Annotated in this window: 12 protein-coding genes; 7 read left to right on the top strand and 5 right to left on the bottom strand. The window is 43.6% G+C overall.

The features are described 5' to 3' along the window. Positions 1 to 3: 3 nt before the first annotated feature. The 4 genes from O4M77_RS10605 to sdsA form a co-directional block, all read right to left on the bottom strand. Positions 4 to 1275 carry an efflux RND transporter periplasmic adaptor subunit gene (locus tag O4M77_RS10605; RefSeq protein WP_166137622.1) on the bottom strand — a complete coding sequence of 424 codons (1272 nt, stop codon included), beginning with the start codon at positions 1273 to 1275 and terminating at the stop codon, positions 4 to 6. 35 nt (positions 1276 to 1310) lie between these two features. Next, positions 1311 to 1913 (bottom strand): phosphatase PAP2 family protein, encoded by a 603-nt coding sequence (locus O4M77_RS10600; RefSeq protein ID WP_159123404.1) that lies wholly within the window; start codon positions 1911 to 1913, stop codon positions 1311 to 1313. Between the two features lie 159 nt (positions 1914 to 2072). After that, on the bottom strand, positions 2073 to 4115 hold the full coding sequence (locus O4M77_RS10595; RefSeq protein ID WP_159123405.1) for a site-specific recombinase: 2043 nt from the start codon (positions 4113 to 4115) through the stop codon (positions 2073 to 2075). Positions 4116 to 4130: 15 nt separating this feature from the next. Further along, positions 4131 to 5108 carry an All-trans-nonaprenyl-diphosphate synthase gene (gene sdsA / locus O4M77_RS10590; RefSeq protein WP_004784900.1) on the bottom strand — a complete coding sequence of 326 codons (978 nt, stop codon included), beginning with the start codon at positions 5106 to 5108 and terminating at the stop codon, positions 4131 to 4133. Positions 5109 to 5552: 444 nt separating this feature from the next. Here sdsA and rplU point away from each other — a divergent pair, with 444 nt between their 5' ends. The 3 genes from rplU to lolA all read left to right on the top strand — a co-directional run bounded on the left by rplU (position 5553) and on the right by lolA (position 7078). Continuing rightward, a complete protein-coding gene (rplU, locus tag O4M77_RS10585) occupies positions 5553 to 5864 on the top strand; it encodes a 50S ribosomal protein L21 (RefSeq protein ID WP_004784898.1) in 312 nt (103 codons plus the stop codon). 19 nt (positions 5865 to 5883) lie between these two features. Beyond that, the gene (gene rpmA, locus O4M77_RS10580) at positions 5884 to 6138 is read left to right on the top strand and encodes a 50S ribosomal protein L27 (protein WP_004784896.1); all 255 of its coding nucleotides are present in this window, start codon (positions 5884 to 5886) and stop codon (positions 6136 to 6138) included. Between the two features lie 247 nt (positions 6139 to 6385). Continuing rightward, on the top strand, positions 6386 to 7078 hold the full coding sequence (gene lolA / locus O4M77_RS10575) for an outer membrane lipoprotein chaperone LolA (protein WP_004784895.1): 693 nt from the start codon (positions 6386 to 6388) through the stop codon (positions 7076 to 7078). Positions 7079 to 7136: 58 nt separating this feature from the next. Here lolA and O4M77_RS10570 read toward each other — a convergent pair whose 3' ends face one another. After that, entirely contained in the window at positions 7137 to 8288 is a 1152-nt protein-coding gene (locus O4M77_RS10570; protein WP_323713461.1) for an IS4-like element ISAbe18 family transposase, read from the bottom strand. A 233-nt stretch (positions 8289 to 8521) separates the two neighbouring features. On the opposite strand from O4M77_RS10570, the gene O4M77_RS10565 reads away from it, so the two are divergent. The 4 genes from O4M77_RS10565 to O4M77_RS10550 all read left to right on the top strand — a co-directional run bounded on the left by O4M77_RS10565 (position 8522) and on the right by O4M77_RS10550 (position 12610). Continuing rightward, on the top strand, positions 8522 to 9280 hold the full coding sequence (locus O4M77_RS10565) for a DUF3298 domain-containing protein (RefSeq protein ID WP_323713460.1): 759 nt from the start codon (positions 8522 to 8524) through the stop codon (positions 9278 to 9280). A gap of 100 nt (positions 9281 to 9380) precedes the next feature. Beyond that, positions 9381 to 10652 (top strand): serine--tRNA ligase, encoded by a 1272-nt coding sequence (gene serS, locus O4M77_RS10560; RefSeq protein WP_005236894.1) that lies wholly within the window; start codon positions 9381 to 9383, stop codon positions 10650 to 10652. A 73-nt stretch (positions 10653 to 10725) separates the two neighbouring features. Further along, positions 10726 to 12099 carry a siroheme synthase CysG gene (cysG, locus tag O4M77_RS10555; RefSeq protein ID WP_323713459.1) on the top strand — a complete coding sequence of 458 codons (1374 nt, stop codon included), beginning with the start codon at positions 10726 to 10728 and terminating at the stop codon, positions 12097 to 12099. 34 nt (positions 12100 to 12133) lie between these two features. Beyond that, positions 12134 to 12610, top strand: coding sequence for a tRNA (cytidine(34)-2'-O)-methyltransferase (locus tag O4M77_RS10550; protein WP_323713458.1), 477 nt, complete (start codon positions 12134 to 12136; stop codon positions 12608 to 12610). The last annotated feature ends 160 nt before the right edge of the window (positions 12611 to 12770 follow it).

Below are 12770 nucleotides of genomic sequence, written 5' to 3'. Positions count from 1 at the left end.
TCCTTATGCATTTGCAGCAGGTTTTTGTTCAGGTTGTTTCTTTGCATCATCTGCCTTTTTTGCATCTGCTGCAGGTTGCTGTGCAGCTGGTTGAGCAGCACCTTGTGGGGCAGCCGCTTGAGGTTGATAAGGTTTAGGCACCACTTGCTGTTCAGGTTTTACCTTAGCAATACCGTCAACAATCACTTTATCACCCGGATTCAAACCTTCGGTTACGATCCAGTTGCTGCCTTGAGTCCCGACTGTCGTTACTGGACGTGGAGTCACTTTATTGTCAGCACCCACCAGCATCGCCATGGCCTGACCCGTAGGTGTACGGGTTAACGCCGCTTGTGGAATCAGGAAGGCATTTGGAATTTCGCCTTGTACGATTTGCGCTGTGGCAAACATACCTGGCAGAAGTAAATGGTTTTTGTTCGGGAATACTGCACGTAAAGTCACAGTACCTGTTTCAGGGTTCACGCTGGCATCCGAGAATGCAAGACGGCCTTCGACAGGGTAGATGCTGCCATCTTCAAGCTTTAACTTCACTTTGGTGTTGTTTGAGCTGTTGAGGTTGCCTTTGCTTAGCTGTTGACGCAGGCGCAGCAGTTCAGCACTGGATTGGTTGATATCTACATAGATTGGATCTAGGCGCTGAATCGTAACCAGTGGTTCTGTCTGATTTGCAGTCACTAACGCACCCGCCGTAATCGAAGAACGGTTAGTTTGACCAGAAATCGGTGCACGTACGGTTGAATAGCCCAGGTTGATTTCAGCATTACGTAAAGTTGCACGGTTTGCATTCAAATCAGCTTCAGCCAGTTTGACCTGTGCTGCGATGTCATCGTATTCCTGTTTAGAAATGGCATTGGTACCGACCAGTTGACGGTAACGGCCTTCTTTAACACGCAATACACCTAAATTCGCTTCAGCACGGGCAATCGCAGCACGGGCATTATCAACAGTAGTACGGTTAGTGCTTGAATCGATTTCATAAAGCGCCTGACCTTCACGGACATAGCTACCCTCAGTGAATAAGCGTTTAAGCACCACACCACTAGCCTGTGGACGTACTTCAGAAATCTCAAATGCTGTTGTACGACCTGAGAGCTCTACAGACTGCTCGACACTTTGTGGCTGTGCAACAAGAATACCGACTTCAGTCGGTGGCATTTGCTGCTGAGCACCAGCTTGCTGGCCCTCTTTAGGATCTTTGCTACAACCAACAAGTGCAAGACTTGTTGCTAATGCGCAAGCAGTCAGGGCGGGTGCCCAAAGCTTTGCAGACATCATTGTTCCACCTCAATTGGATTCTTATCTAAATTTTTTTATTTGTGAGCCGTGCAATATCTGATCCAGACCATATACCACAACGAAATCCAAATAAAACTTATACTCCAGCCGGATATGACATCTGAAGGAAAATGTACACCTAGATAAACTCTTGAAATACCCATAATCAGCATCCATGCACCTGCACCCATCCAGATGATGGTATGTCGGGGATGTTGCCGATATATGAATATTGCCAGACAGCCGAGACAGGCTGCATAGACGCTATGGGCACTCGGGAAGGAGCTTCCATAGCTTTCAACCAGATGAAAAGACTCTGCTGGTCGAGGTCGGGCAATACTGAATTTTAAAAGCCAGCCTAGGAGAATTCCTCCGATAATTCCGATACATATAAAAATTACGCTTGCATACTTTTTATACCACAGTAGAAAAATACACCATAGTGTGGATAAAAATAATACAAATGGCATGCCACCTATCACTGATAAGGACTGATTAATTTGATTTAAAAATTCTGTGCGATAGCCGCTAATCCATTCTATTGCAAGCACATCTAACTGGCTTAAAGTTGCAATATCAAGAAATAACACACTGAAAATTAAAAATAAAATTCCGACAATAAGTAACAAGTAATGCATGCCAAAAATCCTTGTCCTTTTAACCGTTATTCAACCGGTTAACTGTCTGCGCTAAAGTGTACTTGCCAGTACACTTTTTTTCAAGAGTGCGTATTTTATGCAAATTCCATTTTTTATTTATGGGATTTTGTACCTAAATGCCCAAATATTCTCGCAATTTTACAGTTTTGTGGATGTATGATTTTCGTCAATTTCAATGGTTTGCTTCGGCGGCCAGAAAAACTCACTTGGGCGAGTCAGGAAATGGGTCATGACCAGTTTGGCGAGCGGTTTCCACTGTTCGAAACGCACCCGTCGTGCGCGTAATGCCACAATAATGGTCAGGCTGAAACTTACAAAAAGGTTAGTCAGACCAATCAGCAGAACACCCAGGAAAGAGATGATAATGAGTCCAATATCTGGACCATTAATATTGATCAGTCCTTGGATAAAGTTGGCAGACGCAAAGGCAATATGACGAATATCTAAAGGTAGACCGAGAATGAAACCAATAGTACCCATACTGCCCAGCATAACCCCAAAAATGAAATTACCCGCCAGTGCACCTAGATTACGCTCAATATAATCGGCAAATCGATGCAGACGTTCTTGTCCCATCAGTTGTGACAGGCGCACATGAGCTCTCAGACGAGGACCGACCTTCCGATACACTGCCATATTATCGAAATAACCGGCTAATAGGCCTGACAGGAATAAACATACGCCAGCCACTGCTGCATGAGGAATCGCCAAAGAAGTAAATGGGTTCAGGTCATATAAGGTTTTGGCTGCTTTGGCATGCGTCATTAATGGCTCATGTAGGGCAAACTCCCACATCAGGGCAATCAGTGCTGCAACCGGGATTGCGATGGAAATGTTCCCAAGAATCGCGACAAACTGGGTCCGGATAATATTCACAATCAGGGCAGCCAGTTCAGCAATCTGGGCAGTTTTCGAACCCTTACGCTGCTGTACGGTAGAAGCCAGTGCAGCTGCGGTCATTGCCGGTTGTTTGGTCGCAACGGTAAAGTGCAGTACATGAATTAGCATAAAACCGAGCGAATAGTTCATGCTATAGCTAAAGGCTTGCATTAAAGGTGCCATGGTGACACGCGCCATTAAGACTTTCAGCGAAGCCATAAAGGCAATGATGACACCGGCACCGGCTGCCGATTTGTACATGGCCAGAAAGCCTTGCTTGTCGGTACTTACATAATGTTCACCGGTTTTACTGGCATTTTCAGTCACCTGTAAAGCCAGGAGTTCACTATTGGTAGTCAGTAAGGCACGCACACTGCGTTCACTATAAATTGCTTCGGTAATATCGGCGATAAACAGGCCAATGGATTGATAACGCAGGTCATCATCATCCAGCACCATATTCAGCAGGATTTCAATCCGTTCCAGACACTGTTCCAGTAAGGCCAGCATATAGGTCAGGCTGACACTGACCCCAATCCGTTTGGTAGAGCGGCGAATTTTGGCGACAACATCGTGACACTGCTCCAGCATGACCAGAGCTTGGGAAGCATCTGGCGGCGTAATCGCATCCACCAGTTCTACCGTGTTATAGCGTTTTTTATATTCCTGGATAAATTCAATGATCTCACGGTTTTGCACCAGAAAAGGTGATTCATATTCCATGAGCTCAGGCTGAGCATTAATAAATTCAGGATGCAGACCGATCCCACTCACCCGGTAGGACAGAATCGTTAGTGCTTTAATGATCTGATCTTTGATTCGGGTTTTTTCTACCTGATTAGAATGACCCTGATTTACAACAGCAAAAAGTCGCTGCCAGTCTGCTTCATCAAAATAATCCAGCCAGTATTTATCGGTACGCAAATAGAAAATCTTGCGGAACAATTCCTGAAGCTGCAGATGATCTGGAATCACCGGCAGGATATGCGCCCCGATCCGCTGATTCAGCTGGTTCCAGAAACCATCTAGAGAAAGAATCCCGGTATCGGAAAACAAGCTGGCTTGTTTATAACGATTGATAACTCTTAAAGTGAAACTTTGTAAGGTTAAGACTGCATTGGGAGTGAGCAGTAAAGCCCGGATAAATGCATTAAATTTTGTTTCGATTTCTTCTGTATTTCTGCTGTCTTCTGGGCGTATACGTTCTACAAGTTGGATGAGCAAATTCTCATCCAGCACCGCCTGTGGTTGTTCAAGCTGGTGCTGCATGCTTTGAAAAATATCAAGAAAATTAATATGCATAGGCGAGGTAAGCGGCTATTGAATCCGGTGAAGAGCCAGTTTGGCCAGATTAACGAGGGCCTGACGATACTCTGAATCGGGTAGTGCATTCAAGGCTTGAATTGCAATTTCTGTTTCTTCAGTTGCACGCTGGCGGCAATAATCCAAAGCGCCAGAATCATTTACAATCTTGATCACTTCTGCCAAATGATCTGTTCCGCCCGTTGCAATACTGCGACGAATAATTTCATGTGATTCACCGGTCGTATTCTTCATGGCAGCAATCAATGGCAGGGTCGGTTTGCCTTCCATCAGGTCATCACCGATGTTTTTACCTAGGGTTTCAGCATCAGATGTATAGTCCAGAATGTCATCAATAATCTGGAAAGCATTACCGAAGTGACCGGCGAATTTACGTAACGGTTCACGGAACTCAGTCTTGTCGGAAAGAATAGCGGCACCTTCGGTCGCCAGTTCAAACAGGCGAGAAGTCTTGCCATGAATAATGCTCAAATAGGTTTCTTCTGAGGTTTCTGGCTGATGTTGCGATTGCAGTTGCAGAACTTCGCCTTCGGCAATTTCGCAGGTACCCGTAGAGAAGTCTTTGAGCAGGGTCATATTGTTAAGGTCGACCAACAAATCAAAGGCACGCGAAATTAGGAAATCACCCACTAGCACAGCTGTCTGATTGTTCCAGGTCGCATTGGCAGTTGGACGGCCACGGCGTAAGCCTGACTCATCCACAACATCATCATGAACTAGAGTTGCCGTATGCAACATTTCGATAATGGCGGCCAGTTTGCGATGTTGTTCCAGTTCTACGGCACCACAGGCTTTTGCTGCCAACAGGCACATGATTGGGCGCATACGCTTGCCGCCAGCTTCAACCACATGCTTGCTGACCGCCATCACCAGCGCTACTTTTGAGGTAATTCCTTCGTTAATGAATGTGTCCATCGCAGCAAAGTCGTTAGCAACAGGAGCGAGAATATCTTGCTTAAAGTCGATGGCCATGTGAAAGAAAACCTCTAGTTTGGTAAATCGCAGCGGGTAGTTTAACAATTTATAACATGAGTGAAAGCTAAGAAAAGCACAAACTCCACTAAAAATCAGCTTTTTATAGCACTTCTTTGAGTTTAGCCTAAATTTTGACATTTAAAAAATGAACAATATCTTTCCGCTAAAGTTTTTTTCTAAACATTCTCAGGCAGCTGGAAAACTCGGAATTGAGCAGCGTTTTTTGGTCAGTATATCCGGTATTAATCTTTGATTTTGAATGAATAATTTAATGATTTATAGGCTTTATAATGGAGTTCATGATTATTTCCTTAAAATGGCTTGTTGTTTCTTATAATATCCCTTAAAATCTTTGCCCTTGTATAACCCCCAGTGGCGCGCGTTTTAAGATCGATATATTCCTTTATCGGCACGTCGACACGGGCATGTTTGGAGTACATTATGTACGCAGTAATCCAAAGCGGTGGTAAACAGCACCGTGTAGTTGAGGGTGAAACCCTTAAAGTTGAATTATTGAAAGCTGAAACTGGTTCAACAATTACGTTTGATGACGTACTTATGCTTGTAAACGGTGATAGCATTCAAATCGGTGCTCCAGTTGTAGCTGGCGCTAAAGTAACTGCAGAAGTAGTTAGCCATGGTCGTCACGACAAAATCCGCATCATCAAAATGCGTCGTCGTAAGCACTACCGTAAACAACAAGGTCACCGTCAATGGTTCACTGAGTTGAAAATTACTGGTATCTCAGGCTAATTACTAGGAGTAAATAGACATGGCAACTAAAAAAGCCGGTGGTTCGACTAAGAACGGTCGTGATTCGAATCCTAAGATGTTAGGTGTTAAAGTTTACGGTGGCCAAACTGTAACTGCAGGTAACATCATCGTTCGTCAACGTGGTACTGAATTCCACGCTGGTCAAAACGTAGGTATGGGCCGTGACCATACATTATTTGCTACTGCTGATGGCGTAGTAAAATTCGAAGTGAAAGGTCAATTTGGCCGTCGCTACGTATCTGTTGAAGCATAATTTGCTGAAATAGAAAAAAGACCCACAGTTTCTGTGGGTTTTTTTATGCATGAAGATTTATCGGCTTATAAAGCTGTGACAGCGAATGTAAATATCACTATTGAATCTTCATCATGATGAATAAAAACAGGAATTCTGCATTAATAACAATACAAAACTTCTTATTTTCTATCATCTTAGTTCGAGAAATTGGTTTAATATGAGCCATTAGATAAATAGCAATATGCAAATACAAAAAGGTGAGATTATGAGTATGCTTCGTAAAACTGTATGTGCCATAACAATCGGTACGGCGACACTGGCACCTGTCATGAGCACGACTGTATTTGCCGCAACTGCAGCGACGGAGCAGCAAGCTACTGCGAATCTGGTGAAACAGCTCAGCAATATCCGTAGCTTAACTGCAAATTTTGAACAAACGACTAAAGTCACGAATCCGAAAGCGACCCAGAAAAAAGGCTTAACCGCCCAGCACATGAACCAGACCTTTAAAGGTGTGATGAAGGTGGCGCGTCCAGGTAAATTCTACTGGGAAACTTCTAGTCCATCTAAACAGACCATTGCCACTACAGGTAAAACCGTATGGATCTATGATCCAGACTTGCAGCAAGCAGTGCGTCAGAGTCTAGACGACCAGGTGGCAAATACACCGGCATTATTATTGTCCGGCAATACCAGCCAGATTATGCAATCTTATCGCGTAACTCAGCCGAATAAAGCTAAAACCTATTATACGCTTTATCCGAAAAATACCGATGGGGTGTTTGAAAGCCTGACTATTAGTTTTGGTGCGAACAAAGCGCCTAGCTTGATGATTTTGCAAGATTCCTTAGGTCAGACTACGAATATTAAATTTAGTAATGTAAAACTGAATACCACGATTCCGGCATCTACGTTTAACTTTACTCCGCCAAAGGGCACAGACATTATTGATCAGTAAGCATCAATACACCCTAAATAAAAAAGCAACCTCCGGGTCATTGCTGTCCCACAATTTTTCACAAGAGGAAGCCCAAATGAGCTTCCTCTTGTTTTATGGGTATTTTATCGGGTGAAAATAAAGCTTTTAAAGTTCTTCTTTCAAACAAATTCACTTGAATTATTCTGAGTAAACGTTGAACTGTCCAACCTGTTTTTCCTAAATGTTGAGCGAAACTCACCAATAAATAGGCGATCATCGCAATCCAGATTTGTGTCTGAATTGCGTTCCTGCTGCGGCCTAGAAACGCTTTTAATTTGAGATTCTGCTTAATCGCCTTAAAGAACAGCTCAACTTTCCAACGATCTTTATAAATCGCCGCAATGGTGGAGGCGGCTAAATGAAAGTTATTGCTGAGAAAGCTAAAGTGCTTGCCACTTTGCTGATCTCTATATTCAATTCTTCTTAACACTGGGGCTTTTCTTTTTAGGGCATGTGCGCTATTCAGCTGAATGGTTTCATCTTTTAGAATACCTTTGGATTCAAGCACTGGATGTTGCTGGATCACCTGATACACAGATTTAGGCCTAAAACGTGTGACAAATCCAATGTTTTGAGCAGTCAGATTTGCATACCATTGGTAATCGACATAGCCTTTATCAAAAACTACAATGCTGCCAGCAGGAAACTGGAATTTGCGGCCTTGTACCATGTCATTTTCTTTGCCATTTTCAACTGCAACAAACTCAGGAATATCATTGCTGTGATTCAATCCTATACTGAGTTTCATGCTGGCTTTTGAGTCGTGAACTTTGGCCCATTCACATAAGGAAAGCGACAGGTCAATATGACTGGCATCCAAGGAATACAAGGGATTCTTAAAGCGAAATTTATGAGCGACTTTTGAGTGGTCATAGTATTTAAGCAACTTGTAAAATAGCTGTTGATACAAGGCAGCAGGCTGCTGCTCATTGATTCGTGCCAGCGTGCTTCGGGGAATAGACTTTGCTCCGAGATGACTTAGCTTTTCCTGTTGGCACTCCAAATTGGATTGAATATCTCTCAGACTTTGCCTACAAGAGAATTGAGACATTAATATGGCAATAAACTGATCCCACCGGGAAGCCGCTCTAAATTTCTGTCCAACATGGTGTACTTTAGCAAGTTGTTCAAAATCCTGTCGCACAACAGGTTTAATTAGCTCATGAAATACGGTATTCTGATGTGACAAAACCTGAATCCTGGTCGTTAAAGTGTTTGTTTGCACTCATATTTTAACTGTTAGGACTCAGGTTTTTTTATTTAAAGCAAACTATGGGACAGCAGTGACCTCCGGGTTGCTTTTTTGTTCCTGATCGGGATGGATTTGGAGTCATTACAAGGTTGGCGTATATCTGGAAGTTCGGGCGTTTTAGAATAAACAAAAGTTGAGTCAATGAAATTGCAAAATTTTAGGAGCTCAGGATGAAAATGACTTTATATAAAATAGGCTGGATCGGTTGTATCTTATGTTTGAATCTGGGGTTATTTGCCTGTCAGCCTCAAACCTCTTCAGTCACTACATCCGCGCAATCAGAAGACACGGGGCAAATTCAGTCCAAAACAATTCCGGTTAAAGATGCTAATCAGGTCGTGTGTGAAATCGAAGGTTGTGTGCGTTTTGATTTGCAGACTGTAGATACCAATATCAGCTGGATTGATCAGTATTTTATGGAGCGGATCCAGCGTACTGAGCCGGTCGCTTTTAGCAAAGTGACCAGTAATAAAATTAAAGCAAAGGATGAGCCGAAATTTATTGATCAGCGTTCCATTCAGGTGAGTTACCTGAATCAGCATGCTCATCTAGCTACTTTTATCTTCAAAACTACTCATCAGCCTGAACGTGCCCAGTCACAATCTCATAGTGAATATGTCAATCTAGATATAAAACAGAAGAAACGTCTAGCTCTTCATCAGGTTGTGCGCGGTAATACAGATGAAAAACTGAAACAGGCTCTATATCAAGCAAATAAAGACTGGCTAGATCGCTATCAAATCACCCAGCAGAAATTAGCATTGAGCGACAATTATTATTTTGACGGTCAGGGCTTGGTACTGGTTTATCCGGCAGGTGAGTTGAGTAAGCCAATCAGTGACATGGCAGAATTAAAAGTACCTTATACAGCATTAAGCGAGATCATCCGGCCTGAATATTTATCGCTTTTGCCTCAAACAAGCCTTTAAATATTGCGCTAATAAACTCCAGCCGGTAGGTCAGTCACTGTATTTTTTGACGTTAAGAGCTTACACTATAGCCAGTTTTTTTCTTATCCAAAGATTGGCTATGATCGACCCGAAATTACTTAGAAATAATATTGAGGCTGTAAATTTAGCCTTGGCAAAACGTGGTGTTCAACTGAATGTTGAGGAGTGGGCATCATTAGAAGCTCGACGTAAAGAGATTCAATCCAAAACTGAATCCTTGCAAGCTGAGCGTAATGCCGGTGCCAAGCAAGTGGGTCAGATCAAAAAAGCAGGTGGCGATGCCTCTGAAATTATGGCACGCATGTCTGCGATTGGTGATGAAATTAAGGCTGCTGAAGCTGCTCTGGCTGAACTGCAAGCTGAACTAGAAGAAAAATCACTGTCTATTCCAAACCTTCCAGATGAATCTGTACCTGAAGGTAAAGATGAAAATGACAATGTGGAAGTCCTGAAATGGGGTACACCACGCGAATTTGATTTTGAAATCAAAGACCATACTGACCTGGGCGAAATGATGGGCGGTCTGGAATTTGAAACTGCGACCAAACTGACCGGTTCACGTTTCAGCGTTCTGAAAGGTCCTTTAGCGCGTCTGCAACGTGCGATTACCCAGTTTATGCTGGATACGCATACCACTAAAAATGGCTATACCGAAGCCTATGTTCCTTATTTGGTGAATGCAGATTCTCTACGTGGTACTGGTCAATTACCAAAATTTGAAGAAGACCTGTTCAAGCTGCAAGGTGAGAAAGAATTCTACCTGATCCCTACGGCTGAAGTGCCTGTAACCAACTTCGTGCGTGATGAAATCATTGATGCTGACCGTCTGCCACTAAAATATGCAGCACATACCCCATGTTTCCGTAGTGAAGCTGGCTCTTATGGCCGTGATACCCGTGGTTTGATCCGTCAGCACCAATTTGACAAAGTTGAGATGGTGCAGATTGTAAAACCTGAAGACTCTATGCAGGCACTGGAAGAGCTAACTGGTCATGCCGAAGGTATTTTGCAGGCATTAGGTCTGCCATACCGTAAAATCATTCTGTGTGGCGGTGATATGGGCTTTGGTGCATGCAAAACCTATGACCTTGAAGTCTGGGTGCCAAGTCAAAATACGTATCGTGAAATTTCATCTTGCTCAAATATGTGGGACTTTCAGGCACGCCGTATGAAAGCGCGTTACCGTGCTGACCAGAAAAAAACTGAATTCGTGCATACGCTGAATGGTTCAGGCCTGGCTGTAGGTCGTACTTTACTGGCGGTCATGGAAAACTATCAACGTGCTGATGGTTCAATTGAGATCCCTGAAGTACTGCGTCCGTATATGGGTGGTGCAACTTACATCGACTAAATGTCGGTGTATGCACCAAAATGTGCATGAAAATTGCTTAGACAGTCAGATTTAAAACTTTTTGAGGCATTTTGTGGATATCTTTCCAATCTCGTTAAAGTTGCAACAGCAACCTTGTCTGATTGTCGGTGGTGGACATATTGCATACCGTAAAGCGGTATTGCTACAGAAAGCAGGGGCAGTCATTTCGGTGATTGCACCTAAGATTGAAGCGAGTCTGCTTGAGATTGTTCAAGCGACCGCCGGTCAATATGTTCAGGCACCTTTCAATTCTGAAATTTCTCTACGTTCCTATCGTCTGGTGATTGCAGCGACCAATGATGCTGGAGTCAACCGTCAGGTGTTTGAAGACTGTGAAGCCGAAAATGTGCTGGTCAACAGTGTTGATGATCCGCCACATTGCCGTTTCATGGTTCCAGCAATTATCGACCGCTCACCACTGATTATTTCAGTCGCCAGTAACGGTACTTCACCGGTATTGTCTCGTCAGATCCGCACTCAGCTTGAAGCTACCATTCCGCATGGTATGGGTAAACTGGCTGAGTTCTCTGGTAAGTGGCGTAGTGCAGTTAAAGCCAAGATCACTAATCCCGATGAACGCCGTATCTTCTGGGAAGATTTATATGCCAGTCCTTTGAAAGAACAGGTATTTAATGACAATCTGGCTGAAGCTGACCGTCTGATTGAACAAGCTTTAAATGAATGGCAAAAGCCAAAAGGTGAGGTTTATCTGGTCGGTGCTGGACCGGGTGATCCAGAGTTATTGACGCTAAAAGCCTTACGTTTGATGCAACAAGCCGATGTGGTGATCTATGACCGTTTGGTCTCTGCACCAATTATGGATCTCTGTCGCCGTGATGCAGAGAAGATCTATGTCGGTAAGGCGCGGTCTAATCATGCAGTGCCACAAGAAGGAATTAATGCCTTACTGGTGAAATATGCCAGCGAAGGCAAGCGCGTTTGTCGTCTAAAAGGCGGTGATCCGTTTATCTTTGGTCGTGGCGGTGAAGAGATTGAAGAGCTGTTTGCTGCTGGCGTGGCCTTTCAGGTCGTGCCTGGCATTACTGCAGCTTCAGGCTGTTCAGCTTATGCTGGTATTCCGCTCACTCATCGTGATTATGCGCAAAGCGTGCGCTTCCTGACAGGTCATTTAAAAGAAGGTTCACCAGAGCTGCCTTGGAATGAACTGGTCTATGAAAACCAGACCTTAGTACTGTATATGGGACTGGTTGGACTGGAAAAAATCTGTGCACAATTGATTGAGCATGGTCAGCGTCCAGATATGCCAGTAGCCCTAGTCTCAAAAGGCACCACACCAGAGCAAAAAGTCGTGGTGGGAACGCTCCAAGATATTGCATCGAAAGTGAATAAGCACCATATTCAGGCACCAACCTTGACCATTATTGGTGAAGTGGTGCGTTTACGTGAAAAATTGAAGTGGTCCTAAACGGCCATTGGACTCCCAAAAGTAGAGAAAAGCTGTGATCCATGTTGTTTTATATGAACCTGAAATTCCTGCCAATACAGGTAATATTATTCGCCTATGCGCAAATACGGGAGCACAGTTACATTTGGTCAAGCCACTTGGCTTTGAACTGGATGATAAAAAACTAAGACGTGCCGGTCTCGATTATCATGAATATGCCAATATGCAGATTTGGGAAAATATTGATGACTGTCTGGCCGATCTGGCTACTAAGGGCGTAGGTGTAGATGCAGTTTATCCGCTGACCACCAAAGGTTTTGAAACCCCGCATACCTCAGATCTAAATCGTTCTGTAGCCTTGTTGATGGGACCAGAAACTCGTGGCTTGCCAGAAAATGTCCGTATGATGTTCCCGAAAGAGCATTGGATTCGTCTGCCAATGGCAGAGAATTCACGCAGCTTAAACTTGTCTAATGCGACTGCTGTGATTGTCTATGAAGCATGGCGTCAGCAGGGTTTTAAACCGCTTTAAGTTTATCGTACCAATTTAAAAAGCTGCCTAAGGGCAGCTTTTTTATTTTATGTAACAGATGTGGGTACATATTAGGTCTTTCAGGTAATCTTGTAGATAAGCTCTTGAGAATGTAGAAAAAAGGAACAAGATGTGAAAAAAGGATGGTTTTTAGCAGGCT

The organism is Acinetobacter sp. YWS30-1 (assembly GCF_033558715.1).
Taxonomy (GTDB): domain Bacteria; phylum Pseudomonadota; class Gammaproteobacteria; order Pseudomonadales; family Moraxellaceae; genus Acinetobacter.
Note: the sequence above shows the minus strand (reverse complement) of the source record. Positions and strands in the feature narration are given on the sequence as shown.